The sequence below is a fragment of the Cellulomonas sp. genome, assembly GCF_036279715.1.
In the GTDB taxonomy this organism is placed as follows: Bacteria; Actinomycetota; Actinomycetes; order Actinomycetales; family Cellulomonadaceae; genus Cellulomonas_A.
Genome location: NZ_DASUIR010000119.1, coordinates 10,885 through 36,352, shown reverse-complemented (window position 1 = coordinate 36,352; position 25,468 = coordinate 10,885). Strand labels below are relative to the sequence as shown.

The following is a 25,468-nucleotide window of genomic DNA, read 5'->3' as shown; positions in this document are numbered from 1 at the left end:
AGCGTCGCGGCGGCTGCCGGCTTCACGGTCGTGGGGGCGGCTGCGGTGCCCGGGATGGTCAGCTGCTGGCCGACGCGGATGAACCCGCGCGCGTCCAGCCCGTTGGCGGCGATGATCGCCGCGATCGTCGTGCGCTGCTTGGTGGCGATGCGCGAGACGGTGTCGCCCTGGGCGACGGTATAGGTCGCTGCTGCGGGCGCGGCCACGACGGCAACGGGCGCCACGGCGGCGACGACCGTCGAGCTGCTCGGGATGACGAGGCGCTGCCCGACGCGGATGCGCGCGGCGTCGGCGAGGGCGTTCGCGCGGGCGATCGCCGCGACGGTCGTGCCGGTGCGTGCGGCGATGTGGCCGACGGTGTCGCCCGTGCGCACGGTGTACTGGTCGTCGGCGTGGGCCGCGCCGCCGGTCGCTGTGACCGCCACGGCTGCGAGGACGAGGGTCGCTGTCGCGCCCGTCCCGGTGACCCGGCGACGCGTGCGACCGCTGTCGACCTGCGCGCGGGCTGGGCTCGCGTCCGCCGAGCCGGTGGGGCTGCTCGGCGATGCGGGGGCGGTCTGCGTCATTTGTCTGACCTCATGATGCTCAAGTGATGAATGGTGCTCGTGTGACTGGAGTGAATGATTGTGACGGTAGCCCAGGGGAGCGCCAGGGGAAAGCGCGCCGGGGGAATTACGGCGTTGTCATTCACAGGCAGACGGGTGAACCGCGGAAGTTGCGTACGCTGTGGCCGTGACTGACAGCGCACACCTGGACTCCCTCGTCGGCTCGTGGCTGACCCTTCCCGACGTCGCCGAGCGGCTCGGCATCGACGTCGGCAAGGTGCGCCGCCTTCTTCAGGAGGGGCGCATCGTGGCGGTGCGACGCGGCGACCCCCGCGTGATCTCGGTTCCCGAGGACTTCTTCGTCGCGAGCCACCTCGCCAACCCGTCGGCCCCGAACCGTGAGGTCCAGGGCGATGCGGAGGCGCCCGCCTGGACCGTGCTCGCCGCGCTCCAGGGCACCTTCACGCTGCTCTCTGACGCAGGGTTCGACGACGACGGCGCGATCGAGTGGCTCTTCACGGTCGACGACGGTCTCGGCATGACCCCCATCGAGGCGCTGCGGACGGGCCACAAGACGGCGGTCCGCCGCCAGGCCCAGGCCCTGCTCTAGCCCGGCGCCACGCGGGAACCGCCGGGCTCAGGCGCGGCGGTCGACCGCAGCGTGCGCGAGGCGTCCGAGCATCGTGCGGCCCGGCTCGTCGAGCTGAGGCCCGCTGAGGGCCGCGAGCGCACCCTGGGTCAGCTCACCGATGAGCTGCTCGACGTCGTCGGGCGCGCCGGTCGCCGCGATCGCGTCGGCCAGCACGCGTACCGCGTCGTCGTCGAGGTCCCGACACCCGAGCTCGCTGCGCAGCATTCCCTCAGTCACGGTGTCCCCGGCAGCCCGGGCGCGGGCCATGGCACGCGCCACGAGCACCGTGCGCTTGCCCTCGCGCAGGTCGTCGCCCGCGGGCTTGCCCGTCGTCGTCGGGTCACCGAAGACCCCGAGCAGGTCGTCGCGCAGCTGGAAGCCCTCGCCGAGCGGCAGGCCGATCGCTCGGCACGCGTCGATCTCGTCGACGGCGGCCTCCGCGAGCACCGCGCCCAGCACGAGCGGGTGCTCCACGCTGTAGCGCGCGGACTTCGCCCGGATGACCTCGCGGGCCCGCGCCTCGTCGGCCGCCGGGTCCAGGCCCCACGGGAGCGCCTGGGCCAGCACGTCGAGGTACTGCCCGACCGTGACCTCGGTGCGCATCAGGTCGAAGACGGCGCTGGCCTCGGTGCGCAGGGGCTGCGGCTCACGGGCGAGCGCCTCACGGAACGCCTGCTCGCTCAGCACGAGCGCCAGGTCGCCGAGCAGGATCGCGGCGGACTCGCCGAACCGTCGGGCGTCGCCGCTCCAGGCCGCCGACGCGTGCAGCTCGGCGAAGGTGCGGTGCGCGGCGGGGAGCCCGCGGCGCGTGTCGGAGTCGTCCATCACGTCGTCGTGGAACAGCGCAGCCGCCTGGAAGAGCTCGAGCGCGGCACCGACCTCCAGGACCACCTGCTCGCGCGCGGTCCCGGGGAGACCGCCGTGAGCGCGCCACGACCAGTAGCAGAACGCCGCCCGCAGCCGCTTCCCGCCGGAGAGCATCACCGCGACGGCGTCCGCGAGGAGATCCGCCTCGCTGCCCGACCGGGCGAGCTCGCCCCGGAGCTCCGCGACCCGGAGCGCGAGGACCGCGTCGACGTGCGCGCGGACGTCCTCGACGTCGACGAGTGCCGTGGGGCTGTTCACGGGGCCGAGCCTAGGCGGCTCACGATCCGGTGCGCACGCGTCCGCCGAGCGTCATGGTCCGCACCCCGTCCCGGTCGAGCACCCCGAGCACGAGGATCTCGGCACCGTCGCTCCGGCTGAACGTGGCCTGCGCCGCCAGACCGGGCTCGGCGTGCTCGGGTGTCGTCTCGACGAACCCGGCGGCCACGAGGTGCTGGCGGTAGACGTCGACGAGCCCCGCCGCGTCCTGCGCGGTCCGCAGGTTCAGGCTCACGTCCCACAGGTCCGTGTCGCCGGCTCGAGCGGCCGACGACACGAGCACCTCCGCGCCGTCGGGCACCGGGACGAGGTCGACCGGGAAGCCCTCCGCAAGGCTCCCGACCGACGAGTGGGTGTCGGGGCTCTCCGTCAGCAGCGACTCGGTCGGGGCCGGCTGCGGGGCCGCCGCGCTGCTCACCGCCGACGCCGAGGCCCCGGCGGGACCGGTGACCGGTGTGCAGCCCGTGGCCGCGAGCAGGGCGGCCACGGCGCCGGTCACCAGCGCGACGGGCCGGAGCGGGCGCGCGCGTGGGCCCCGGCGCAGGGTCGGCGGGTGCGGCGAGGCGGGGGTCGGGGAGCTCGGAACGGGCACGGCTCACCGTAACGCGGGCCCCTGGCTGACTTCGCCCGCCCTCAGGGCTCGTGAGCCCGCGATCGATCCACAGATTTGCGCGGCGCGGCCCGTGGCAGGAGCCCGTGCAGTGGTGTGTGCCCATGGACACCACCACGATCCGGGTCAGCGAACCCCGGGAGATGCTCGCCTACCTTCCCCATCAGCTCGGCTTCCGGCCCCGCCACAGCGCGGTGGCCGTGAGCCTCCGCCCGCCCCGCGGCCGCATCGGGCTCGTCGCGCGGGTCGACCTGCCCGACCTGGCGGACGTCGAGCGAGGCCCGCAGCTCGCTCGCGGTCTTGTCTCGCACCTCGTGGCCGACCGCGCGTCCGGCGCGGTCCTCGTCCTCTACACGCAGGACGACCCTCGCGGTCCGGGGCCGACCCGCACGCTCTCCCGAGCCGCGGCCGAGCACTTCCGCGAGGCAGCGCACACGCTGCTCGGCGAGGTCGTCGTGTGGGTCGTCACCTCGCGGGGATACCTCGCGCTCGACTGCGACGACCGCGAGTGCTGCCCAAGTGGCGGACGTCCGCTGCGGGAGCTGGACTCGACCGCCGTCGGCGCCCACATGGTGCTCGCGGGGTCGTCGGTCGCCGACTGCCGCGAGGACCTCGGCCGGATCCGGACGGCGCCCGGGAACGCGCGGCGGTCCGTCAGCCGGGTCTGCGTGCGCTGGCGTGCCCGCCACGACGAGGCCCAGGCCGGCGGTGACAACGAGCTGAGCGCCTGGCGCGAGCAGTCCGTGACCGCGTGGCGTGCGGCGGTCGCAGCCGAGCTCGAGGTCCACGCGGCCGGCGTGGGAGCCGTCGCCCCGCCGCCCAGTCCCTCGGCACTGGGGAAGATCGAGGCGGCGCTCGCGGACCGGCGCGTCCGCGACGGGGTCCTCGTCACGCTCGTCCCCGGCACGCGGGACCTCGCCGAGCGATCCGTGCGGGACGACGCCACCGCGGCGAGCGCCGAGATGGCGGCCGCGGTCGGGGCGATCATCGACCCGCGCTGCGCCGTCGAGCCGCCCGCCGTCGAGACGGCCGCGCACGTCCGCGTGCTCGAGTCCGTCGTCGCGCACGGTCGCCGGGGTGCGCAGCCGCCCGCCCTGACGCTGCTCGCGCTCCTGGCGTGGTGGCAGGGCGATGGCGCCCGGGCTCGGCTGCTGCTGGAGCGCGCGCTCCAGGAGGACCCGGAGTACACCCTCGCGCAGCTGCTGGACGCGACCCTCGCCGCCGCCGTCCCGCCCGGCTGGATCAGCAGGCCGCAGTGACGGCGCCCGCGTGCGGTCGTCCGTGCCGCCCCGCTCCGGTAGCGTCACGGAGCACGGCGACGACGCCGAGGCGAGCGGGAAAGGAACACCGATGGCCATCGTGGTCGGCTACCTGGCGACACCAGAGGGGCGTGCTGCGCTCGAGACGGCGGCCGAGGAGGCCCAACGCCGGGGCGGGCGACTCGTCGTCGTGGTGAGCGGTCGCGGAGACGAGACCGAGGAGCAGCGGCGCGAGCTCGACACCGCGCTCGACGGCGTGCGGGCCGAGCTCGACGCGCGGGGCGTCGCGCACGAGCTCCGGGTGCTCACACGCGGACGCGACGTCGCCGAGGACCTGATCGGCACCGCGGAGGAGGTGGGAGCCGCGCTGATCGTGATCGGTCTGCGTCGGCGCAGCCCGATCGGCAAGCTCATCCTGGGAGCCAACGCGCAGCGGATCCTGCTCGACGCGCCGTGCCCCGTGCTGGCCGTCAAGCCCGTCGCGACCTGATCCGGCGGGCGGTCGCGGGAATCATCGCCCTCGGCCGTTCGTTGAACATCGGAGCGCGCACGAGAGCTGGCGCGTTCAACCGGAACAACGGCGCGAGCACGTCCTGCCCCGCCCGCCCCTGCAGCGTTTGTGCGCTGCTCGGGCGGTGCAAGGGAGCGTGTGCGCGAGGCGCTGCCGGTACAATATGGGGGCCCCGCTGATCTGATCCGGGCCTCTCGCTGCCGAAAGGTTGTTTGTGTCGTCCCTTTCTCCACACCCTGCACTGCCGCGTGAGTTCGAGCACCCCGCACTCCAGGAGCTCGTCATCCGCGGTCGGACACACGGACGCGTCGATGCGGCTGCGCTGCGCGAGGCATGCGACCAGGCCCAGGTCCAGGACGCCAAGCGGCTGAAGGCCGTCGTGCGCGGCCTGTCGACCGTCGGCATCTCGGTCGATCACCCGGTCGCCGAGCTCCGCGCCGTCGCAGCCACGAGCGCCAAGCCGCGGACCGTCGCGAAGGCCGTGGTCCCCGATGCTGCCGGTGGAGACGCTCCTGCGCCCCGCCGACCCTCGCGCGCCAAGGCCGCCACCGCGGGCGCCGCCGGCAAGGCCCCCGCCAAGACCGCGGCCGCCAAGCCGATCAGCAAGACCGCCGCCGCGAAGTCGGCACGCAAGGCGTCCGAGGTCGACGAGGCTGACGGCGTCGTGGAGCCCGATGACGTGGACGTCGACATCGACATCGACATCGAGGCGGTCGAGGTCGTCCCGATCGAGGACGTGGTCGTCGTCGACGACACCGTCGCGGCCGAGTCCGACGACGAGAAGCCGGTTCCCGCCAAGGCCGAGGAAGAGACCGAGGACACGGGCTTCGTCTACTCCGACGCCGACGACGACGACGCCCCCGCTCAGCAGGTCGTGACCGCCGGTGCCACCGCCGACCCGGTCAAGGACTACCTCAAGCAGATCGGCAAGGTCGCCCTCCTCAACGCCGAGCAGGAGGTCGACCTCGCGAAGCGGATCGAGGCCGGACTGTTCGCCGAGGAACGCCTCAACTCCGGGATCACGCTCGAGCCGAAGACCCGCCGTGAGTTCGAGTGGATCGCCGGTGACGGACGACGCGCCAAGAACCACCTCCTCGAGGCGAACCTCCGCCTCGTGGTGTCGCTCGCCAAGCGGTACACGGGTCGCGGGATGCTCTTCCTCGACCTGATCCAGGAGGGCAACCTCGGGCTCATCCGCGCGGTCGAGAAGTTCGACTACACCAAGGGCTACAAGTTCTCCACGTACGCGACGTGGTGGATCCGCCAGGCGATCACCCGGGCCATGGCCGACCAGGCGCGCACCATCCGCATCCCGGTGCACATGGTCGAGGTCATCAACAAGCTCGCCCGCGTCCAGCGTCAGATGCTCCAGGACCTGGGCCGTGAGCCCACGCCGGAGGAGCTGGCCAAGGAGCTCGACATGACCCCGGAGAAGGTCGTCGAGGTCCAGAAGTACGGCCGTGAGCCCATCTCGCTGCACACGCCGCTCGGCGAGGACGGCGACAGCGAGTTCGGCGACCTCATCGAGGACTCCGAGGCCGTCGTCCCCGCGGACGCCGTGAGCTTCACCCTCCTGCAGGAGCAGCTGCACCAGGTGCTCGACACGCTCTCCGAGCGTGAGGCGGGAGTTGTCTCGATGCGGTTCGGCCTGACGGACGGGCAGCCCAAGACGCTCGACGAGATCGGCAAGGTCTACGGGGTCACGCGCGAGCGGATCCGGCAGATCGAGTCCAAGACGATGTCCAAGCTGCGTCACCCGTCGCGGTCCCAGGTCCTGCGGGACTACCTGGACTGATCAGGCGACGTCGACCGACAGGACGACGAAGAAGGCCCGACGCGAGATCGCGTCGGGCCTTCTTGCTGTCTGCGGGATCGGTGTCCGCCGGAGGTCTCCGGTGAGGTGTCAGGAGGGGATGCTCAGCGCGCTGCGCCGGCGCCCGCTCCGTGCTCGGCGAGGAGTCGGTCGGTCTCGTCCTGCACGAACGTCGCCAGCTCGGCGAACTTCGGTGCGTGCTCACGAGCGTGGTGGGCGCAGAACAGAAGCTCGCCCACGGTCAGCTGCACCCGGACGTAGGCCTGCGCGCCACAACGGTCGCAGCGGTCGGCTACGGTCAGCGGTTCGGTCGATGTCCCAGTCACATTGCTATACAACCAGCGGGTGGCCGATTCCATCGCATCGAAACGGCCAGGTTCGCTTTCCGCGTACAGGCACCGAGGGCGGGAACAAACGCAAACCCACCCGAGCCGGGCGTCGTGCGGCACGTCGCCACGGCCCGGTCGGTGCCGTCGATTACGCTCGGGCATCGTGACGACGGCATCGGCAGAGTCCAGCTACACCGCCAGGCACCTCTCGGTGCTGGAGGGCCTCGAGGCCGTGCGCAAGCGCCCCGGGATGTACATCGGGTCCACCGACTCGCGCGGGCTCATGCACTGCCTGTGGGAGATCATCGACAACGCCGTCGACGAGGCCCTGGGCGGCTTCGGCGACCGGATCGACATCGTGCTGCGAGCGGACGCCTCGGTCGAGGTCCGCGACAACGGCCGCGGGATCCCCGTCGACCTGGAGCCCAAGACCGGCCTGACGGGCGTCGAGGTCGTCTTCACCAAGCTGCACGCCGGCGGCAAGTTCGGCGGCGGCTCGTACGCTGCCTCGGGCGGCCTGCACGGCGTCGGCGCGTCTGTCGTCAACGCGCTGTCCGCGCGGCTCGACGTCGAGGTCGACCGCGGCGGCAAGACGCACCTCATGACGTTCCACCGCGGCGAGCCCGGGATCTTCCACGACACCGGCGAGCCGAGCCCCGACGCCCCGTTCGTGCCGTTCGTGGACAACTCCGAGCTCAGCATCGTGGGCCGCACCGCGAAGGGCCGCACCGGCACCCGTGTCCGGTACTGGGCCGACCCCCAGGTGTTCCCCGCGAACACGCTGTTCTCCTACGACGAGCTGGTCACCCGCGCGCGCCAGACGAGCTTCCTGGTGCCGGGCCTGGCCATCACCGTGCGCGACGAGCGCGGGATCCCGGGCACCCCCGGCGCGGACGGCCCCCACGAGGAGACGTTCCTGCATGCCGGTGGGACCGTCGACTTCGTCGACCACCTCGCCCCCGACCCGGCCGTGACGGACACCTGGCACCTGACCGGGTCGGGCACGTTCACCGAGACGGTGCCCGTGCTCGACGGTCGCGGGCACATGACGCCGCAGGAGGTCACCCGCGAGTGCGAGGTGGACATCGCCCTGCGCTGGGGGACGGGTTACGACACCGAGGTGCGGACGTTCGTCAACATCATCTCGACGCCCAAGGGCGGGTCGCACCTCGCCGGTTTCGAGGCGGCCCTCCTGCGGACGCTGCGCAAGGCCGTCGACGCGAACGCCCGTCGCCTGAAGATCACGGCGCGCGACACGACCGAGCGCATCGAGAAGGAGGACGTGATGGCGGGCCTGACGGCCGTCCTGACCGTCCGGCTCGCCGAGCCGCAGTTCGAGGGCCAGACGAAGGAGGTCCTCGGCACCGCGCCCGTGCGCGGGATCGTCGCGAAGGTCGTCGACACGGAGCTGGGCGCGATCTTCGTGTCCCCGAAGCGCGACCACAAGGCGCAGTCGTCGCTGCTCCTCGACAAGGTCGTCGGCGAGATGCGCGCGCGCCTGTCGGCCCGCAAGCAGAAGGAGATCTCGCGGCGCAAGAACGCCCTCGAGACGTCCTCGCTGCCGGCGAAGCTCACCGACTGCCGCAGCGACGACGTCGCGCGCAGCGAGCTCTTCATCGTCGAGGGGGACAGCGCGCTCGGCACCGCCAAGCTCGCGCGCAGCTCGGACTTCCAGGCGCTGCTGCCGATCCGCGGCAAGATCCTCAACGTCCAGAAGGCGTCCGTCACGGACATGCTGAAGAACCTGGAGTGCGCCGCGATCATCCAGGTGCTCGGCGCGGGCTCCGGGCGGACCTTCGACCTCGAGGCGGCCCGCTACGGGAAGATCATCCTGATGACGGACGCCGACGTCGACGGTGCCCACATCCGCACGCTGCTGCTGACGCTGTTCTTCCGGTACATGCGCCCCATGGTCGAGGCAGGTCGGGTCTTCGCGGCAGTCCCGCCGCTGCACCGCGTCGAGGTGATCGGGGGCGGCGGGCGCAAGAACGAGTACGTCTACACGTACTCCGAGGCGGAGCTTGCCACGACGCTCACGAAGCTGACCCGGTCGGGACGCCGGTTCAAGGACGACATCCAGCGCTACAAGGGCCTCGGCGAGATGGACGCCAACCAGCTCGCGGAGACCACGATGGACCCGCGTCACCGCACGTTGCGCCGCGTGACCGTCGAGGGTGCGCAGCGGGCCGAGGAGATCTTCGAGCTGCTCATGGGGTCGGACGTCCCGCCCCGCAAGGACTTCATCATCGCCGGAGCCGACACCTTGGACCGCACCCGCATCGACGCCTGACGGCCCAGGCTACGATCACGCCACCACCGGTCGACGAGGACCGGTCCGGGCGGAGGGGCACCCCTGTGGCGGTCATGACGAGGGCACGGCGCTTGTGGGCCGGCTCGAACCCGCGCCAGCGTGCGGCGCTCGCGTTGTTCGTCGGTCTCTCCGTCGTCCATCTCGGAGCTCAGCTCGCGGGGGTGTCGGGGCTGGCGAACCGGTCGCAGTGGTTCCTCATGCCCGCGCTCGCCCTGGTGGTTGCCGTGTGGACGGCTCGGCCCCGGACGCGCCGTGTCCGGCTGGTGCTCGTCGCACTCGGGCTGTCCTGGCTCGGCGACACGGTCCCCGACCTCGTCCCCGACGACCTGTCGTTCCTCGTGATGGTCGGCTTGTTCCTGCTCGCGCAGGTCTGCTACATCACGGCGTTCGCGCCGGGCGCCCGGCGATCGGCGATCGCGCGCAGGCCGGCCCTCGCGTTGCCCTACGTGCTGGTCTTCGTCGTCCTCGTCGTCGTGTGCGCGCCCGGCGCGGGGTCAGTCCTCGGACCGGTCATCGTCTACGGGGCGTGCCTGACGACGATGGCCGCACTTGCGACGGGCCTCGGCCGGATCGGCGGGATCGGGGGCGCGATCTTCCTCGTGTCGGACTCTCTCATCGCGCTCGGCGCGTTCGCGAGCGGCTTCTCGCTCCCCGTGGCGGGGTTCTGGGTCATGTCGACCTACCTCGTCGGGCAGGGCCTCCTCGCGGTCGCAGTCCTCGTCGAGGACCGCGACCGGCGGGGGAGCATGACGACCGCGCCCGGTCAGCCCACCGCGTGGACCGGCGCCGGGAGCGGCACACCGGACCCGTCTCTGCGCTGATCCGGCGCCGGCAGCTCGATCGGCTGGCCGCCCGAGCCCGTCGCGTGCGGCGGCGCCTGGCCGACCCACGCCAGGATGAGCGTGTCCTCGCCCTTGAGGAACCGGTGCGCACGCACGCCGCCGGTCGCCCGGCCCTTACCCGGGTAGAGCTCGAACGGGGTCGTCTTGGCTGCGCCGGCCTGCGTGCCGGGGAGTGCCGCGGCCGTCCCCGCCACCGTCACCACGGCCGCGTCGACGCCCGGGCTCACGGCGCCGAAGAACACGACCCGCTGCCCGTCGGCGAGCTTGATCCCGGCCATCCCGCCGGCGGCACGGCCCTGCGGGCGGACCGCGGACGCGGCGAAGTGCAGCAGCGAGGCGTCCGAGGCCACGAGGACGAGCTCGTCGTCGTCCGTGACACCCGCGGCGCCGACCACCTCGTCGCCGTCCTTGAGCGCGATGACCTCCCAGGCGTCCTTCGCGGGCGGCGTGTCACCCGTCGCGACCCGCTTGACCGTGCCCAGCGCGGTGCCCAGGGCGAGGGTCGGCGCGCCGGGGGCGAGCGAGGCGATCCCCACGACCTGCTCGCCGTGGTCCAACGCGACGACCTCCGCCAGGGGGACGCCGCCCGAGAGGGTCGGTGCGCCGTCGGTGGGCGGGAGCGAGGGCAGGTCGAGGACCGGGACGCGGACGAGCCGGCCGCGGGATGTCACGACGCCGACGTCACCGCGGGCCGTGGTCGCGATCGCGCCGCGCAGGACGTCGTGACGGGAGCGCCGGCCGCCTGGCTCGGTGCGGAAGGGCGACTCCTCCCCGGACGTCCGGGCGAGCAGGCCTGTCGCGGAGAGCAGTGCCCAGCACGGCGTGTCGGCGATCTCCAGGGGAGCAGCCGACCGGGCCGACGGTGTCGCGCCGGTCACGGTCGCGCCGCCCGCCGACTCGAGCAAGATCGTGCGCCGTGGTGTGCCGAAGGTGGCAGCGACGTCCGCCATGTCGTCGGACACGACCTTCCGCAGGCGCGCGTCGTCGGCCAGGATCGCCTGGAGCTCCGCGATCTCCGCCCGGAGCTGCTCCTGCTCCTTCTCGAGCTCGATGCGCTGGAACTTCGTCAACCGGCGCAGCCGCAGCTCGAGGATGTACTCGGCCTGCGCGTCCGACAGGTCGAACACGGTGCGCAGGCGGGTGCGCGCCACGTCCGCGTCGTCCGACGTCCGGATGAGCTGGATGACCTCGTCGATGTCGAGGATCGCGATGAGCAGCCCCTCGACGAGGTGGAGCCGGTCGAGCCGCTTCGCGAGCCGGAATCGGCTGCGACGCCGGATCACGTCAAGGCGGTGCTCGACCCAGACGACGAGCAGCTCGCGGAGCCCGAGGGTGCGCGGCTGACCGTCGACGAGCGCGACGTTGTTGATCGAGAACGACTCCTCGAGCGGCGTGTGCCGGTACAGCTGCTCGAGGACCGCCTCAGGGTTGAACCCCGTCTTGATCTCGATGACGAGCCGCAGGCCGTGCGTGCGGTCCGTGAGGTCCATGGCCCCCGAGATCCCCGAGAGCTTCTTGGACTGCACGCCCTCCTTGATCTTCTCGATCACCTTCTCGGGGCCGACCATGTAGGGAAGCTCGGTCACGACGATGCCCTGGCGGCGCGCGGTGACGTTCTCGATGCGCGTCGTCGCCCGGGTGCGGAACGCCCCGCGGCCCGTGCGGTACGCGTCGCGGACACCGTCGAGGCCGACGATCTTGCCGCCCGTCGGCAGGTCCGGGCCCGGGATGAAGCGCATGAGGTCGTCGAGGTCGGCATCGGGGTGCGCGACGAGGTGCCGCGCTGCCGCGACGACCTCGACGAGGTTGTGCGGCGCCATGTTGGTCGCCATGCCGACCGCGATGCCCGTCGTGCCGTTGACCAGCAGGTTCGGGATCGCGGCAGGGAGGACCTCGGGCTGCTGGAGCTTGTTGTCGTAGTTCGGGACGAAGTTGACGACGTCCTCGTCGAGACCGGCGGTCATCGCCAGAGCCGCGGGCGACTGCCGCGCCTCGGTGTACCGCGCGGCGGCTGGGCCGTCGTCGAGCGATCCGAAGTTGCCGTGCCCGTCGACGAGCGGCAGACGCTGCGTGAAGGGCTGCGCGAGGCGGACCATCGCGTCGTAGATCGCGCTGTCGCCGTGGGGGTGCAGCTTGCCCATGACGTCGCCGACGACGCGCGCCGACTTCACGTACGGGCGGTCGGGGCGCAGACCCATCTCGGACATCTGGAACAGGATCCGGCGGTGGACGGGCTTCATGCCGTCCCGTGCATCGGGCAGCGCGCGCGAGTAGATGACCGAGTACGCGTACTCGAGGAACGAGCCCTGCATCTCCGCGCCGACGTCGATGTCGATGATGTGCTCGGTGAAGTCCTCGGGCGGGACGTCGGTCCTCGCGGTACGGCGCGCCATGGCGGATGCGGCTCCTCAGGTCGAGCGGGGTGGTCCTGCGTGCGCGGACATTGTCGCGCGAGCCCGCCGCGCCGTCGTTCACGGCACGCTGGGACGGGTCGGCTCGCCGGGTGGCGACGAGCACTGTCGCCCGGCGCGCGCCGCACTAGCCTGACAGGTATGACCGACGTCCCGGGCGACCCGCGCGAGCCCGGCGCGGGCGGCCACGACTATCCGGCCGGGTGGGAGGCCGATGTCGTCCTGCGCGACGGCACGACGACCCACATCCGCCCCATCCTCCCGACCGATGCACCCGCGCTCCAGGCGTTCCACGTCGCCCAGTCCGATCGTTCGACCTACCTGCGGTTCTTCGCGTCGCTCGCGCGGCTGTCGGACCGTGACCTCGAGCGCTTCACGAACGTCGACCACGACAGCCGCGTCGCGCTCATCGCGGTCACCGCCGACGACGAGATCATCGGCGTCGCGCGCTACGACCGCGTCGGCGACGACGAGGCCGAGGTGGCGTTCAACATCGCCGACGCGCACCACGGCCGTGGGCTCGGCTCGGTCCTGCTCGAGCACCTCGCGGCCGCTGCGCGCGAGCGGGGCGTGCGCCGGTTCATGGCCGACGTCCTGCCGCAGAACGGTCGGATGATCGCGGTGTTCCGGGAGGCGGGGTACGCCGTCCGGCAGTCCATCGACGACGGGATCGTGTCGGTGGACTTCGACCTCGACCCCACCGACCGCTCGCTCGCGGTCATGGCCGACCGCGAGCACCGGGCCGAGGCGCGCAGCGTCCAGGGGCTCCTGACGGCCCGATCGGTCGTCGTCGTGGCGTCGACGGCCTCGCCGCCGGGCTCGATGGAGGACCTCCTGGCGCGGCGGGTGCTGGCGAACCTCGTCGCGAGCTCGAGCGACCTGGAGCTGCACGTCGTCGGTCTCGACCCGGCGGATGCCGCGATCCCGGCCGGGTCGGGTGCGCCGCGGTCGTGGCAGTCGATCGCGGACATCCCCGGGACGGTCGACCTCGCGGTCCTCGCGGTCCCGGCTGCCGAGTCGGTCGACGCGGTCCACGCCCTGGCACGGCTCGGGGTGCGCGGCGTGGTCCTCCTGTCCGCAGGGTTCGCCGAGACAGGTCCGGACGGGCTCGCGCTGCAGCGTGCACTGCTGCGGACTGCCCACGCCGCCGGCATGCGCGTGGTCGGCCCCGGCTCCTACGGGCTGCTCGCCACCGTTGATGGTCGGACGCTGAACGCGTCGCTCGCGGTCGACCCTCCGCCGCCCGGCACGCTCGGGCTGTTCTGCCAGTCCGCGCCGATGGCGGTGTCGTTGCTCGCCTCGGTCCGTCGTCGGCACCTCGGTCTCGCCCAGTTCGTGTCCGCGGGCAACCGTGCGGACGTGTCCGGCAACGACCTGATGCAGTTCTGGCGTGACGACGACGCCACGCAGGTCGTCGGGCTGTACCTCGAGTCGATCGGCAACCCCCGCAAGTTCTCGCGCGTCGCTCGCCGCCTCGCGAGCGTCAAGCCCGTCGTGGTGGTGACGGCCGGCAGGTCCGGGCACGTCGTGCCCCCCGGGCACGCCGTGCGCACCACCTACGCGCCTCGCCGCACGCTCGAGGAGGTCATGCGCCAGTCCGGCGTCATCCGGGTCGAGAACACCCACCAGATGCTCGAGGTCGCCCAGCTGCTCATGCACCAGCCGCTCCCGCGCGGTCGGCGCGCCGCGGTCCTCGCGAGCTCGGCGTCGATGGCCTCGCTCGTGTCGGAGGCGGCCGTCGCGGCGGGGCTGGTCGTCGGGCGCCAGGCCGCCATCCTCGCGGAGGATGCCACCGACGACGTGATCGACTCGACCGTCGGCCGGTTGTACGACGACGACGCGGTCGACGTCGTCGTCGCGGTGCACATGCCGATCGTCGGGCAGGCGGACGACCGGGTCGGACGCGCTCTGGCCCGGGAGGCGGCGGGCTCGGGCCGCGCGACGGTTGCCTGCCTGCTGGGCCTGCACGGTGCGACCCCCGAGCTCACCGCGACCGACACGTCCGGTCGCAGCTGGACGATCCCCGCCTACACGACGCCCGAGGACGCGGTCCTCGCGCTCGGGCAGGCAGCGCGGTACGCCGCGTGGCGGATGGCGGACCAGGGCGAGCGCGTGCACCCCGTGGGCGTCGACACGCGCGCCGCCCGACGTGCGGTCGCCGGATGGCTCGAGGGCGTGGAGCCGGGTGTGACCGTGGACCTCGACGCCGCGCAGACCGCCGAGCTCCTGGCGTTCGTGGGCGTCCACGTGCTCGAGGCCATCCCCGTCTGGTCCGCGGACGAGGCAGTCGTGGCGGCCCGCCGCCTCGGCTGGCCGGTCGCGCTCAAGACCACCGTGCCGGCCCTGCGGCACCGGGCCGACCTGGGTGGGGTCCGGCTCGACGTGCACGACGAGGCCGAGATGCGCGCCGACGTCGTCCAGGTGCTGGACCTTGCCGCGTCCCACGTCCCGGCACCGGGACGCGCACCGCTCGAGGTGCAGTCGATGGCCCCGCACGGAGCCGCCTGCGTCGTGCGGACCGCGGAGGACCCCCTCATCGGTCCCGTCCTCAGCTTCGGGCTCGGGGGTGACGCGTCCGACCTCCTCGGCGACATCAGCTACGCGGTGCCGCCGCTCACCGACGTCGACGTGGCCGAGCTCGTCCGGACCGCCCGCGCCGCCCCGCGGCTCTTCGGCTACCGAGGCCTGCCGCCGCTCGACGTCGCCGCGCTCGAGGACGTCATCGCTCGCGTGTCGGTGCTCGCCGACGACCTGCCCGAGCTGCGCAGCCTCGAGCTCAACCCGGTGGTCGTCGCCGAGCGCGGCGCGGTGCTGCTCGGCGCGCACGCCCAGCTCGCCCAGGCCGACCGCGCCGACGGGTCGCGACGGGCCCTGCCGTCGTGAGGCTGATCGGCCGCGGCGCAGGTCCGGACCGCCCCGACGGGCCCGCACGAGCCGAGGCGCGCCGCCGAGGTGGAAGGATGGAGGCCGTGCCAGCAGCGTTCACTGATCTCCGTCATGACCTCCACCGTGCGGGCTACTACCCCGAGCTGGTCGCCGACGTCCTCGACGTCGCCCTCGCAGACGAGGAGCTCGTCGCGTACCTCGTGCTGCCCGAGACGACGTTCGACGAGGCCGAGGTGCGTCGCCACGTCACCGTGCTCGTCCTCACCCCGACGCGACTGGTCGTCACCCACGTCGACGACCACCCGGCGGACAGCGAGAACCCGTCGGCGAGCGCGTCGGCCACGACGGAGTCCGTCCCGGTCGCGGAGCTGCGGTCGATCGCGCTCACGCATGTCATCGACTCGCCCGAGAAGCACCGCGCGGGTGACGTCGCGTCCGAGATCACCCTGGCCATCGGGTGGGGCGCGGTCTCGCGGATCGACCTCGAACCGGTCGCGTGCCCCGACCCCGCGTGCGAGGCGGACCACGGCCTCACCGGCACACTCACTCCCGACGACGTCGTCGTCCGCGTCAGTGCCGTGGCCGAGGGCGCTGCCGCGGTCCGAGCCGCGACGGCCTTCGCGCGCCGCCTCAACGCCGCCGCCCGAGGACGATGAACGCCTCGGCCACGGCGTCGGCACGCGGCGGCGGTCCGGCGACCCTCACGTCTGCCGGTTTCGTCCTCCCGGACTACGACCGCTCGATCGGGCTGATCCTGCCCGCCGTCGCCGATGCGATCGGCGCCCGCGACGTCCCCGGTGGACCCGCGGCACGCGCCTCGCTCGGCCTGGCGACGACGCAGCGCGCGTGCGTCGTGCTCGTCGACGGTCTCGGTCTGCTCAACCTGTCCGAGCGGGCCGGCCAGGCACCGTTCCTGCGCTCGCTGCTCGCCGGTGGCACCGACCTGTGCTCGGGCTACCCGTCGACGACGGCCGCCTCGATGGGCATGTTCGGCACCGGCACGTCACCGGGCCGCACCGGGATGGTCGGCTACACCGCGCGCAACCCCGTCACGGGCGGACTCGCGAACCTCGTCTCGTGGGACGGGGCGGGTTCGCCGCGCGAGTGGCAACGGGAGCCCACACTGTTCGAGCAGGTCGAGGCCGCGGGCATCCCGGTCACGAGCGTCGGTCCGCGGAAGTTCGCGGGCTCCGGCCTGACCGAGGCGGCGCTGCGGGGCGGCTCGTACCGGGCGGCGGAGTCGCTGCCCGACCGCGTCGACGTCGCCCTGTTCGAGCTCATGGGTCCGGCCCTGGTCTACCTCTACTGGGGAGAGATCGACAAGATCGGGCACCACCACGGCTGGGGCTCGCGCCAGTGGGGCAACGAGCTGGCCACGCTCGACCGCGAGCTCGCGCGGCTCGCGCGGTCGCTGCCACGCGGCACGACCCTCGTCGTGACGGCCGACCACGGCATGGTCGACGTCGACCGCTCGCAGCGCTGGGACGTCGCGCAGACCGCCGCCCTCAAGGAGGGCGTCGAGCTCGTCGCCGGCGAGCCGCGCGCGCTGCACCTGCACGTCCCCGCCGGGCCGGGCACGGGGGAGCGGTCGCAGGCCGTCGCCCGTCGATGGGCCGCGACGCTCGGCGGCGCAGCCGTCGTCGCGCTCGGTGACGACGCGGTCGCCGACGGCTGGTTCGGGCCGGTCGCCGAGCACGTCCGACCGATGATCGGCGACGTCGTCGTCGCGATGACGGGCCGCGCAACGGTCGTCGACTCCCGGACGCAGTCCCGGATGTCGCTCGATCTCGTCGGCGTGCACGGCTCGCTGACGCCCCACGAGCTGACGGTTCCCCTCCTGACCGTGCAGGCCTGAGCAGAAGGTGACGTTCGGTGGCTGAGCTGGTGTTCTTCTCCGGCACGATGGACTCGGGCAAGTCGACGCTCGCCCTCCAGATGCACCACAACCATGCCGCGCGCGATCGCGACGGTCTGCTGTACACCCGGAACGACCGTGCCGGGGTCGCGCGGCTGTCGTCGCGCCTGGGCCTGAGCGTCGGCGCGAACGAGGTGACGGACAGCACCGACTTCTGGGCCGAGGTCGTGGCGCTGCGGACCCGCGGCCGGTCCGTCGACTACCTGATCTGCGACGAGGCCCAGTTCTACTCAGCGACGCAGATCGACCAGCTCGCGCGCGTCGTCGACGACCTGGGCGCCGACGTGTTCGCCTTCGGCATCTCGACCGACTTCCGCACGCACCTCTTCCCCGGGTCCGAGCGCCTCGTCGAGATCGCTGACCGCGTCGAGGAGCTCCAGGTCCGGGCGCTGTGCTGGTGCGGCGCACGTGCGACGCACAACGCCCGCACCGTGGCGGGCGTCATGGTCGTCGAGGGCGCGCAGGTCGTCGTCGGCGACGTCCAGGCGGACGAGGACGCCGTCGGCTACGAGGTGCTGTGCCGCCGCCACCACATGCGTCGTATGACGGCCGGCACCGCGCGCGCGGCCGCGCCGTCCCCGCAGACCTTGGGCCTCCTGCCGGACGGCGGCCCGGCAGCCACTCACCGTTGAGGGCGGGAGCCCTCCGTCATCACTCGGGCTTGGCGCCGAACACGATCTCGTCCCAGCTGGGCACCTTGGCACGTGCCTTGCGGGCCTTGGCGCGCTCGGGCACGGGTGCCTCGTCTGCGGCCTGCACGGCGGTGTCGTCGCCGGCGCGGGTCAACCGACGCGTGACGCTCGCAGGCTCAGGGCGGGCGTGCGGGGCAGGCAGCACCGTCGCCTCCGCGGCGGGGTCGGCGTCGACAGGGTGCGCGCCGGGTACCTGGGCCTCGAACGTCGCGAAGTCGAAGGCGTGCTGCGGGCCGAAGCCCTCGAACTCCTCCTCGTCGTCGGTGTCGTCGTCCAGGTCGATCTGCTGACGGATGCCGCGGCGGCTGCTCAGGTCGTCGAGGAGCGCGTGCGTGCGCTCGCGCGGATCGGGCTCGGGCACTGCCTCGAGCTCGTCGGCTCGGTCCGCGTGGGCATCGACGGACTCGAGCACGGGCCGGACGGCGCCGGTCGCCTCGACGTCGAAGACCATGTCCCGCACCGCAGCCAGGTGCCGACGCGGGATCGGCTCGTCGGCGATCTCGGTCTCGGACAGCCACCGGGCCTCGTCCTCGTCGGCCTGCACGACGCGCTTCGCCGGGTCGAACGTCCACCGCGCCTCGCGCTCGTCGCCGTCACCGACCATGAACCGCGCCACGACGAACCACGGGCCGGACTGCGATCGGTGCGCGTCCCAGGCGAGTGTCACGAGGGCTACGCCCCGGGCAGCCAGGCGGTCGGTGACAAGATCGCCGAGCACGGGGGCACCCGCGTCGCGCCCGACCCGGGTCGACCGCGCCTGGTCGGCGATGAACGCACGCTCCGCGAGGACCGGGCCCTCGTAGCGGCGGACCTGCTCGACGACGAGGTCGGCCTCGTCGGCGACCTCCTGCGCGGTGCTGCCGGCACGGATGCGCATCTGGATCTCACGCGGGCTCAACGACCCCGCACGAGCGGCGCGCAGCTGCTCGAGCTGCGGCCGGTCGCGACGCACGGCCGCACGCAGCGGCTCGTCGATGCGCAGGCGGAAGCGCTGACCGTCCGGCGCGGCAAGCACGAGATGCTCGCCGTCGTCGTGCAGTCCTATCAGCTCGAGCTCACCCATCCGACCTCCCGGTACTCAGGGACGAGACTGCCACCGAAACGTCCCGATCGCCGGTAGGCGCTGCGGTGCGCCGCGCACCGCCCGCGGACCGGGTGCGGTTGGATCGGGGCGTGCCGCCCGATCTCCCCCTCGAACAGGTCCTGGAGCTCGTCGGCGTCTTCGTGGGCGGACTGTCGGGCGCGTTGGCCGCCATCCGCAAGCAGTTCGACATCTTCGGCATCCTGGTGCTGGCGTGGGCGGCGGGGCTCGGAGGCGGGCTCATGCGCGACGTGCTCATCGGCGCGTTCCCCCCGGTGGGCATCGGTCGGTGGGAGTTCATCCTGACCGCGTGCCTCGCGGGCGTCACGATGTACTTCTTCCACCCGCGACTCGAACGGGCCCGGCGCATGATCGCCGTGCTGGACGCCGGCGCGCTCGCGCTCTTCACGATCGTCGGGACAGTCAAGGGCCTCTCGCTGGGCGCCGGGCCGACCGCGGCGGTGTGCGTCGGGGTCATCACGGGCGTCGGCGGCGGCGTGCTCCGCGACCTGCTGACGGGCGAGGTGCCGGTCGTCCTGCACCATCGCCAGCTCTACGCGATCCCCGCGGTCATCGGTGCGTCGTTCACCGTCGCGCTGTGGTCCACCTCGTCGCTCTCGACGCTCACGGTCGGCCTCGCCGTCGCCCTCGTCCTCGGGCTCCGGCTCGTCGCGATGCGGTTCCACCTGAACGTCCCCGGACCCTGGCGGGGCGGTGCGCGCGAGGGCTGAACCGGTCGCGTCGCGAGGTGTCGGCGTCACCTCGCGTTCAGGCAGGTCGGGCAGGATGGTCGCGTGACCTCACAGCCGACCGACCCCCGCTGGCCCGACCCGACGTCCGCCGCACCACCTGACGCCGCGACCGTGCGCGAGCTCGTCGCCCTGGCTGAGGAGCTGGCGCGGGCGGCGGGTCACCTCGTGCGCGACGGGCGACCCGACCGGGTCGACGTCGCGGCCACGAAGTCCAGCCCGATCGACGTGGTCACGGCGATGGACCTCGCGTCCGAGGCGCTGCTGCGCACGATGCTGGCCGAGCGGCGCCCTGGCGACGGCGTCCTGGGGGAGGAGGAGGGCCACGTCGCCGGGACGACCGGCCTCACCTGGGTCCTCGACCCGATCGACGGCACCGTCAACTACCTGTATGGGATCCCGGCCTACGCGATCTCAGTCGCAGTCGTGGCGGGGGAGCCCGACCCGGCGACGTGGACCGCGGTGGCGGGCTGCGTGCACTCGGTCGCCGACGGGCGGACCTACACCGCCGGCCGCGGGCTCGGGGCGCAGCTCGACGGTCGCCCCATCCGGGTCAACGCGGCGCGGCCGCTCGCCGAGTCGCTGCTGGGGACGGGCTTCGGGTACACCGTCGAGCGTCGTCGCGCGCAGGCGCGGGTCGTCGCTGCCCTCCTGCCCCAGGTACGTGACATTCGTCGCATCGGGTCCGCCGCGCTCGACCTGTGCACGGTGGCGTCCGGCGGGCTCGACCTGCACTACGAACGCGGGTTGCGGCCGTGGGATCACGCTGCCGGTGCACTCGTCGCCCAGGAGGCCGGCGCGCTGGTCACGGGCCTGCGGGGACTGCCCGCAGGGGAGGCGATGACGGTCGCAGGGGCGCCCGGCACGGTCGAGGAGCTGATCTCGTTGCTGGAGGACCTGGAGGCCGACGCGGACTCCTGAGCCGGTGTGCGAGGCGTCGCGGTCGCCCCTGGGCGGCGTCCGGGTGCGCGGCGCCGAAATATGGTGCACAATCCCACCGCCGCGGGAACAAAGTGCAGCGCCGAAGCATTGATCCCGCGTACGACGATCCGCCGACATGACCGGAGTGTGAACCCGCAGATGGCAACCGACTACGACGCCCCGCGCAAGACCGAGGAGGACCTGAGCGAGGACTCGCTCCAGGAGCTCCAGGCCCGGCGCTCCGACAAGAACTCGGGCGTGGTGGACGAGGACGAGACCGAAGCTGCCGAAGGATTCGAGCTCCCCGGAGCCGATCTCTCCGGTGAGGAGCTGTCGGTCCGGGTGCTTCCGCGCCAGGCGGACGAATTCACGTGCACCCGGTGCTATCTCGTCCACCACCGCAGCCAGCTCGCGTACGAGAAGGACGGACAGCCCGTCTGCTCCGAGTGCGCGGCCTGACCCCGAACGACCACTGCACGCCGCACTGACGCACGTCGAGGCCAGGACCTCCGGGTGACCGGAGCTCCTGGCCTCGGTGCGTCACGGCCCGGTCGGCGCCGACTGCTGCGCGAGCACGGCCACCAGCACCTGCGGTCGGCGCGTCGAGACGAGCCAGTAGGGGGTGGGGTCCAGCGGGTCCCTGACCTCGATCCGGACAGCCGTGCCGATCCACGACCGCAGGCACACGTACGCGCGGGCGTCGAGCGCCGGCCCGAGCTCGTGCCGGGTCGCCTCCCGGTCCAGGACGCGCACCGGACCGAGCAGGTCGAGCGGGATGTGGGCGGAACCTGCGCGCAGCTCGCCGTCCGCCACCTCGACGCGCGGCGCGGTGGCGAGGCCCAGCACAGCGCCCACGACGAGGGCCGCGGCACCGATGCCGAGGGCGAGCCCGAGCCCGAGAGGGACGAACGAGATCGTCAGCATGCCGGCCAGGCCGACGATGACGATCCACACGGCGGGACCCGGTCGCAGCCGCTCAGCGAAGAGCGAGGGCGTGGGGCGGTCGAGATCGGCAGGCATGCGGCCAAGCATCCCACCCATGATCAGACGGTCGCGATCAGACGGTAGGGTCGGGCCCCGTGACGGGCGACACGACTCTCGAGGTACTGCTCCTGCGGCTCGACGACGGGGTGCCGGTTCCGGGCTACGCCCACCCCGGCGACGCGGGCGCGGATCTCGTGACCAGGATCGACGTCGTGATCCCGCCGCAGGGCCGCGCGACGGTGCCGACCGGCATCGCGATCGCCCTGCCGGACGGGTACGCCGCGTTCGTGCATCCGCGCTCGGGACTCGCTGCCCGCCACGGACTGACGATCGTCAACGCTCCGGGCACGGTGGATGCCGGCTACCGGGGGGAGATCGCCGTCACGCTGCTCAACACCGACCAGGCCGAGCCCGTCGTGCTGCACCGTGGCGACCGGATCGCCCAGCTCGTGATCCAGGCCGTCGAGCGGGCGCGGTTCGTCGAGGCCGAGCGGCTGCCGGGATCGCACCGAGGCGACGGCGGGTTCGGCTCGAGCGGCGGATGGACGTCGACCGGTACGCCGGCCACCTGACGACCTGCGCGCCCCGCGCTGGACACGGCGCAGGGGCGGATTACTGTCGTGGGGTACCCCAGGGCGGGTGACATCTTCAGAGAGGGACGAGCTGTGGGTCTTTTCCGGCGCGGTACGCACGCGCGTACCGCCGAGGACGCAGGGGTCGAGCACGCCGTCGAGGACCAGGACGTCGAGGCCGCGGTCGTCGATGACGCCGGGGTCGACGACGGTGGGGTCGAGGGTGCGACGACCGACGCCCAGGACACGGACGCGCACGCTCCGGCGGTGCGCGCAGGTGGCCCGTGGGACGTCGATGAGGCACCCGGGGCCGGTCCCCGGGTGGACCTCGGCGCGATCCAGCTGCCCGCCGTCCAGGGCATGGAGCTGCGCATGGAGATCGACAAGGCCACGGGTGCCGTCTCGGCGGCCGCGGTCAGCATCGAGGGCTCGACGCTCCAGATCCAGGCGTTCGCGGCTCCTCGGACCGAGGGGATCTGGGACGACATCCGCGCCGAGATCGCCGAGTCCGTGATCAAGCAGGGCGGTTCGGCCGACGACCTTCCCGGGCCGTTCGGTCGCGAGCTGCTCGCCCGGCTGCCCGTCCGCACGGCCGAGGGACGCACGGGCCACCGCCCGGCGAGGTTCATCGGCACCGACGGCCCGCGCTGGTTCGTGCGGGGAGTCGTGACCGGCAAGGGTGCGGTCGACCCGGCGGCCGCCGAGGCGATCGAGCGGATCTTCGCCGACATCGTCGTCGTCCGCGGCGCCGAGGCGTGCGCGCCGCGTGACCTGCTCCCGCTGCGCATCCCCGGTGAGCGGCCGGCCATCGTGCCGGACGCTGCCGAGGCGTCGACGCCCTCGTTCGACCCCATGACCCGGGGCCCCGAGATCACGGAGATCCGATGAGCCTGCGCGAGGTCCTGCACCGGGCGTTCGAGTCCCAGTCGGAGATCGAGGCCGCGGAGGAGCGCGCCGAGGCGAAGCAGACGGTCGGCTGCGTCCCGGTGGACAAGGTGAGCGACCGCCACCGCGTCAGCGTGTCCGGCGTGCTGCGGTCCGTCACGCTGCGCCCGCGCGAGGGAGTGCCCGCGCTCGAGGCCGAGCTCTACGACGGCAGCGGCACGATCGATCTGGTCTGGCTCGGTCGTCGCGCGATCGCCGGCATCAACCCCGGGCGGCGCCTGCGCATCGACGGGTTCGTCTGTGACATGGCGGGTCGCCCGACGGTCTTCAACCCGCGCTACGAGCTGCGGCCCCGACCCGGTGAGTGAGCTCGTGGAGGCGTCGCAGCCCGACCCGGCCGCCGCGGAGCCCGTGGGTGCGGTCGCCCCGCTCGCCGGCGCACGCGGGGTGCGGATGATCGCCGGGGAGGAGTTCTCGTTCACCGAGGCGATCGGCGGCGTCCGCGGACTCGTCGAGTCGGCACTGCCCGGCCTCGTGTTCGTCGTGGTGTTCGTCGCCACGCACCGGCTGGCCCCGTCGTTGATCGCGTCCGCCGCGCTGGCCCTGGCCGCCGTCGTCGTGCGACTCGTGCAGCGGACCGCGGTCACCCAGGCGTTCTCCGGCGTGCTCGGGGTGGCGATCGGCGTCGTGTGGGCCTGGCGCACCGGCGAGGCGCAGAACTTCTTCGCCTGGGGGCTGGGCGTCAACGTCGCATGGTGCGCGGGTGCGGCCGTCTCGGTGCTCGTGGGGTGGCCGGCCGTCGGAGTGATCGTGAGCCTGGTCCGCGGCGAGGACATGTCGTGGCGCACCCGCCCCGAGGCCCGCGCGGCCCGCCGCCGGTACGCGTGGGCGACCTGGCTGTGGGCCGCGGTCTTCGGCCTGCGGCTCGCCGTGCAGGTCCCGCTCTACCTGCAGGGCAGCGACGCCGTGGGGTGGCTCGGAACCGCGAAGCTCGTGATGGGCGTCCCGCTGTTCGCGGTCGGCCTGTGGGTCACGTGGTTGATGGTCCGTGGGTCAGGAGCCGTTCGAGCTCCTTCTCGTCCGCCTCGCGACCCGTGACGAACATCAGCTCGTCGTGGGCCTCGAGCGTGTCGTCGATGCTCGGGGCGATCGGCCGGTCTCCTCGGATGATGCACGCGAGCACCGTGTCCGCGGGCCAGATCACCTGACCGACGCGCACGCCGACCAGCGGGGACTCGACCGGGAGCGTCAGCTCGAGGATGTCGGCGCCGGACTGGTGGAACGTGAAGATGCGGACGAGGTCGCCGACCGCGACGGCCTCCTCGACCATCGCCGTCATGATGCGCGGGGTCGACACGGCGACGTCCACGCCCCACGCCTCGTCGAACATCCACTCGTTCTTCGGGTTGTTGACGCGGGCCACCGTCCGCGGCACGCCGTACTCGGTCTTGGCGAGCAGGGCGATCACGAGGTTCGCCTTGTCGTCGCCGGTCGCGGCGACGACGACGTCGCACTCGTCGGCCTTCGCCTGCGTGAGCGTCGGCAGCTCGCACGCGTCCGCGAGCAGCCACTCGGCATCCGGGACCTGCGCGATGCGCATCGCGGACGGCTGCCGGTCGATCAGGGTGACCTCGTGCCCGTGGCCCAGGAGCTCGCGCGCGATCGAGCGCCCGACGGAGCCCGCTCCAGCGATGACGACCCTCATGCGGAGACCTCCGGTGCGTGGGTGAGCGTGCGCTCGACGTGGTGGGCCTCGTCGGTGCGCAGCAGGACGTGCACGGTGTCGTTCTCCTGCATGACGGTGGCCGGGGTCGGCAGGACGCCGTCGCCGTAGCGCGTCACGTACGCGACGCGGGCCCCGCTGGCCTCCTCGAGGGCCCGCAACGGTCGACCCACCCACCCGGGGTGGACGTCGACCTGGGCGAGGACGATGTGGCCGGAGGAGTCGCGGTGCTCCTCTGTCGCCCCCATCGGGAGCAGGCGGCGCAGCACCTGGTCGGCGGTCCACCGGACGGTTGCGACCGTGGGGATGCCCAGGCGCTGGTAGATCTCGGCGCGGTGCGGGTCGTAGATCCGTGCGACGACGTTGTCGACGCCGTACTTCTCGCGCACGACGCGTGCCGCAAGGATGTTCGAGTTGTCACCGTCGGACACTGCCGCGAAGCCGTAGGCGTCCTCGATGCCGGCCTGCTGAAGCGTGTCGCGGTCGAACCCGAGGCCCGTGACCTTGTTGCCGGAGAACTCGGCGTCGAGGCGGCGGAAGGCCTCGGGGTTCTGGTCGATGACGGCCACAGAGTGGCCTTGTCCCTCGAGCGACTGGGCGAGAGTCGCTCCGACCCGGCCGCAGCCCATGATGACGAAGTGCACAGCCGGTCACG

26 protein-coding genes are annotated in these 25,468 nt (G+C 72.9%); 17 read left to right on the top strand and 9 right to left on the bottom strand.

Annotation, left to right across the window (positions count from 1 at the left end; translation table 11 throughout):
* The coding region (locus VFW79_RS12060) for a LysM peptidoglycan-binding domain-containing protein (protein ID WP_329677532.1) at nt 1-566 on the bottom strand (566 nt) is incomplete at its 3' end.
* Nucleotides 567-732: 166 nt separating this feature from the next.
* Between VFW79_RS12060 and VFW79_RS12055 the strand changes: the two genes are divergently transcribed.
* Nucleotides 733-1,155 carry an Rv2175c family DNA-binding protein gene (locus VFW79_RS12055; protein WP_329677531.1) on the top strand — a complete coding sequence of 141 codons (423 nt, stop codon included), beginning with the start codon at nt 733-735 and terminating at the stop codon, nt 1,153-1,155.
* A gap of 27 nt (nt 1,156-1,182) precedes the next feature.
* Here VFW79_RS12055 and VFW79_RS12050 read toward each other — a convergent pair whose 3' ends face one another.
* Both VFW79_RS12050 and VFW79_RS12045 read right to left on the bottom strand, forming a co-directional pair.
* Nucleotides 1,183-2,301, bottom strand: a complete 1,119-nt coding sequence (locus VFW79_RS12050) for a polyprenyl synthetase family protein (RefSeq protein WP_329677530.1) — start codon at nt 2,299-2,301, stop codon at nt 1,183-1,185.
* A 19-nt stretch (nt 2,302-2,320) separates the two neighbouring features.
* Entirely contained in the window at nt 2,321-2,911 is a 591-nt protein-coding gene (locus tag VFW79_RS12045) for a hypothetical protein (protein WP_329677529.1), read from the bottom strand.
* Between the two features lie 122 nt (nt 2,912-3,033).
* On the opposite strand from VFW79_RS12045, the gene VFW79_RS12040 reads away from it, so the two are divergent.
* The 3 genes from VFW79_RS12040 to VFW79_RS12030 all read left to right on the top strand — a co-directional run bounded on the left by VFW79_RS12040 (nt 3,034) and on the right by VFW79_RS12030 (nt 6,494).
* Entirely contained in the window at nt 3,034-4,188 is a 1,155-nt protein-coding gene (locus VFW79_RS12040; RefSeq protein WP_329677528.1) for a DUF4192 domain-containing protein, read from the top strand.
* 91 nt (nt 4,189-4,279) lie between these two features.
* Complete coding sequence (locus tag VFW79_RS12035) at nt 4,280-4,678, top strand: universal stress protein (protein ID WP_329677527.1); 399 nt, start codon at nt 4,280-4,282, stop codon at nt 4,676-4,678.
* A 235-nt stretch (nt 4,679-4,913) separates the two neighbouring features.
* Nucleotides 4,914-6,494, top strand: coding sequence for an RNA polymerase sigma factor (locus VFW79_RS12030; protein WP_329677526.1), 1,581 nt, complete (start codon nt 4,914-4,916; stop codon nt 6,492-6,494).
* 122 nt (nt 6,495-6,616) lie between these two features.
* Here VFW79_RS12030 and VFW79_RS12025 read toward each other — a convergent pair whose 3' ends face one another.
* The gene (locus tag VFW79_RS12025; protein ID WP_329677525.1) at nt 6,617-6,871 is read right to left on the bottom strand and encodes a DUF7455 domain-containing protein; all 255 of its coding nucleotides are present in this window, start codon (nt 6,869-6,871) and stop codon (nt 6,617-6,619) included.
* Between the two features lie 133 nt (nt 6,872-7,004).
* Between VFW79_RS12025 and VFW79_RS12020 the strand changes: the two genes are divergently transcribed.
* Both VFW79_RS12020 and VFW79_RS12015 read left to right on the top strand, forming a co-directional pair.
* Complete coding sequence (locus VFW79_RS12020) at nt 7,005-9,131, top strand: DNA topoisomerase IV subunit B (protein ID WP_329677524.1); 2,127 nt, start codon at nt 7,005-7,007, stop codon at nt 9,129-9,131.
* A gap of 74 nt (nt 9,132-9,205) precedes the next feature.
* Nucleotides 9,206-9,973, top strand: coding sequence for a lysoplasmalogenase (locus VFW79_RS12015; RefSeq protein ID WP_329677523.1), 768 nt, complete (start codon nt 9,206-9,208; stop codon nt 9,971-9,973).
* Here VFW79_RS12015 and VFW79_RS12010 read toward each other — a convergent pair.
* Nucleotides 9,916-12,387, bottom strand: coding sequence for a DNA topoisomerase IV subunit A (locus tag VFW79_RS12010; RefSeq protein ID WP_329677522.1), 2,472 nt, complete (start codon nt 12,385-12,387; stop codon nt 9,916-9,918). The two genes, VFW79_RS12015 and VFW79_RS12010, sit on opposite strands and share 58 nt — an antisense overlap.
* A 159-nt stretch (nt 12,388-12,546) precedes the next feature.
* On the opposite strand from VFW79_RS12010, the gene VFW79_RS12005 reads away from it, so the two are divergent.
* From VFW79_RS12005 to VFW79_RS11990, 4 genes are all read left to right on the top strand, one after another.
* Nucleotides 12,547-15,288 carry a GNAT family N-acetyltransferase gene (locus VFW79_RS12005; RefSeq protein ID WP_329677521.1) on the top strand — a complete coding sequence of 914 codons (2,742 nt, stop codon included), beginning with the start codon at nt 12,547-12,549 and terminating at the stop codon, nt 15,286-15,288.
* Nucleotides 15,289-15,365: 77 nt separating this feature from the next.
* Nucleotides 15,366-15,947 (top strand): DUF5998 family protein, encoded by a 582-nt coding sequence (locus VFW79_RS12000; protein ID WP_329677520.1) that lies wholly within the window; start codon nt 15,366-15,368, stop codon nt 15,945-15,947.
* Nucleotides 15,944-17,146: a nucleotide pyrophosphatase/phosphodiesterase family protein gene (locus tag VFW79_RS11995; protein ID WP_329677519.1), complete on the top strand. Its 1,203-nt coding sequence runs from the start codon at nt 15,944-15,946 to the stop codon at nt 17,144-17,146. The genes VFW79_RS12000 and VFW79_RS11995 overlap by 4 nt, the downstream gene beginning before the upstream one ends.
* Before the next feature lie 17 nt (nt 17,147-17,163).
* Complete coding sequence (locus VFW79_RS11990; protein ID WP_329677518.1) at nt 17,164-17,838, top strand: thymidine kinase; 675 nt, start codon at nt 17,164-17,166, stop codon at nt 17,836-17,838.
* Nucleotides 17,839-17,857: 19 nt separating this feature from the next.
* Here VFW79_RS11990 and sepH read toward each other — a convergent pair whose 3' ends face one another.
* Complete coding sequence (gene sepH / locus VFW79_RS11985) at nt 17,858-18,961, bottom strand: septation protein SepH (protein WP_329677517.1); 1,104 nt, start codon at nt 18,959-18,961, stop codon at nt 17,858-17,860.
* A gap of 110 nt (nt 18,962-19,071) precedes the next feature.
* Here sepH and VFW79_RS11980 point away from each other — a divergent pair, with 110 nt between their 5' ends.
* The 3 genes from VFW79_RS11980 to VFW79_RS11970 all read left to right on the top strand — a co-directional run bounded on the left by VFW79_RS11980 (nt 19,072) and on the right by VFW79_RS11970 (nt 21,108).
* On the top strand, nt 19,072-19,710 hold the full coding sequence (locus tag VFW79_RS11980) for a trimeric intracellular cation channel family protein (RefSeq protein WP_329677516.1): 639 nt from the start codon (nt 19,072-19,074) through the stop codon (nt 19,708-19,710).
* 63 nt (nt 19,711-19,773) lie between these two features.
* Complete coding sequence (locus VFW79_RS11975) at nt 19,774-20,649, top strand: inositol monophosphatase family protein (protein WP_329677515.1); 876 nt, start codon at nt 19,774-19,776, stop codon at nt 20,647-20,649.
* Between the two features lie 159 nt (nt 20,650-20,808).
* The gene (locus VFW79_RS11970) at nt 20,809-21,108 is read left to right on the top strand and encodes a DUF4193 domain-containing protein (protein WP_109132747.1); all 300 of its coding nucleotides are present in this window, start codon (nt 20,809-20,811) and stop codon (nt 21,106-21,108) included.
* Nucleotides 21,109-21,189: 81 nt separating this feature from the next.
* Here the strand turns inward: VFW79_RS11970 and VFW79_RS11965 are convergent, their stop codons facing one another.
* Nucleotides 21,190-21,669, bottom strand: coding sequence for a DUF3093 domain-containing protein (locus VFW79_RS11965; RefSeq protein WP_329677514.1), 480 nt, complete (start codon nt 21,667-21,669; stop codon nt 21,190-21,192).
* A gap of 59 nt (nt 21,670-21,728) precedes the next feature.
* On the opposite strand from VFW79_RS11965, the gene dut reads away from it, so the two are divergent.
* The 4 genes from dut (at nt 21,729) to VFW79_RS11945 (ending at nt 24,188) form a co-directional block, all read left to right on the top strand.
* On the top strand, nt 21,729-22,205 hold the full coding sequence (gene dut, locus VFW79_RS11960; RefSeq protein ID WP_329677513.1) for a dUTP diphosphatase: 477 nt from the start codon (nt 21,729-21,731) through the stop codon (nt 22,203-22,205).
* Nucleotides 22,206-22,298: 93 nt separating this feature from the next.
* Nucleotides 22,299-23,093, top strand: coding sequence for a DUF3710 domain-containing protein (locus VFW79_RS11955; RefSeq protein ID WP_329677512.1), 795 nt, complete (start codon nt 22,299-22,301; stop codon nt 23,091-23,093).
* A complete protein-coding gene (locus VFW79_RS11950) occupies nt 23,090-23,458 on the top strand; it encodes an OB-fold nucleic acid binding domain-containing protein (protein ID WP_329677511.1) in 369 nt (122 codons plus the stop codon). The genes VFW79_RS11955 and VFW79_RS11950 overlap by 4 nt, the downstream gene beginning before the upstream one ends.
* Nucleotides 23,451-24,188, top strand: coding sequence for a DUF3159 domain-containing protein (locus tag VFW79_RS11945; protein WP_329677510.1), 738 nt, complete (start codon nt 23,451-23,453; stop codon nt 24,186-24,188). Before VFW79_RS11950 ends, VFW79_RS11945 begins: the two co-directional genes overlap by 8 nt.
* On the opposite strand, the gene VFW79_RS11940 is transcribed toward VFW79_RS11945, so the two are convergent.
* Both VFW79_RS11940 and VFW79_RS11935 read right to left on the bottom strand, forming a co-directional pair.
* Nucleotides 24,121-24,795 carry a TrkA family potassium uptake protein gene (locus VFW79_RS11940; RefSeq protein ID WP_329677509.1) on the bottom strand — a complete coding sequence of 225 codons (675 nt, stop codon included), beginning with the start codon at nt 24,793-24,795 and terminating at the stop codon, nt 24,121-24,123. The genes VFW79_RS11945 and VFW79_RS11940 overlap by 68 nt on opposite strands.
* A complete protein-coding gene (locus VFW79_RS11935; RefSeq protein WP_109132745.1) occupies nt 24,792-25,442 on the bottom strand; it encodes a potassium channel family protein in 651 nt (216 codons plus the stop codon). The genes VFW79_RS11940 and VFW79_RS11935 overlap by 4 nt, the downstream gene beginning before the upstream one ends.
* Nucleotides 25,443-25,468 lie beyond the last annotated feature (26 nt).

Excerpts from the sequence above, each read along its gene's own strand:
- VFW79_RS12040 (WP_329677528.1), top strand. The coding sequence starts at position 3,034 with ATGGACACCACCACGATCCGGGTCAGCGAACCCCGGGAGATGCTCGCC.
- VFW79_RS12035 (WP_329677527.1), top strand. The coding sequence starts at position 4,280 with ATGGCCATCGTGGTCGGCTACCTGGCGACACCAGAGGGGCGTGCTGCG.
- VFW79_RS12025 (WP_329677525.1), bottom strand. The coding sequence starts at position 6,871 with ATGGAATCGGCCACCCGCTGGTTGTATAGCAATGTGACTGGGACATCG.
- VFW79_RS12015 (WP_329677523.1), top strand. The coding sequence starts at position 9,206 with ATGACGAGGGCACGGCGCTTGTGGGCCGGCTCGAACCCGCGCCAGCGT.
- VFW79_RS12010 (WP_329677522.1), bottom strand. The coding sequence starts at position 12,387 with ATGGCGCGCCGTACCGCGAGGACCGACGTCCCGCCCGAGGACTTCACC.
- VFW79_RS12005 (WP_329677521.1), top strand. The coding sequence starts at position 12,547 with ATGACCGACGTCCCGGGCGACCCGCGCGAGCCCGGCGCGGGCGGCCAC.
- VFW79_RS12000 (WP_329677520.1), top strand. The coding sequence starts at position 15,366 with ATGGAGGCCGTGCCAGCAGCGTTCACTGATCTCCGTCATGACCTCCAC.
- VFW79_RS11995 (WP_329677519.1), top strand. The coding sequence starts at position 15,944 with ATGAACGCCTCGGCCACGGCGTCGGCACGCGGCGGCGGTCCGGCGACC.
- sepH (WP_329677517.1), bottom strand. The coding sequence starts at position 18,961 with ATGGGTGAGCTCGAGCTGATAGGACTGCACGACGACGGCGAGCATCTC.
- VFW79_RS11970 (WP_109132747.1), top strand. The coding sequence starts at position 20,809 with ATGGCAACCGACTACGACGCCCCGCGCAAGACCGAGGAGGACCTGAGC.
- VFW79_RS11965 (WP_329677514.1), bottom strand. The coding sequence starts at position 21,669 with ATGCCTGCCGATCTCGACCGCCCCACGCCCTCGCTCTTCGCTGAGCGG.
- VFW79_RS11950 (WP_329677511.1), top strand. The coding sequence starts at position 23,090 with ATGAGCCTGCGCGAGGTCCTGCACCGGGCGTTCGAGTCCCAGTCGGAG.
- VFW79_RS11940 (WP_329677509.1), bottom strand. The coding sequence starts at position 24,795 with ATGAGGGTCGTCATCGCTGGAGCGGGCTCCGTCGGGCGCTCGATCGCG.
- VFW79_RS11935 (WP_109132745.1), bottom strand. The coding sequence starts at position 25,442 with ATGGGCTGCGGCCGGGTCGGAGCGACTCTCGCCCAGTCGCTCGAGGGA.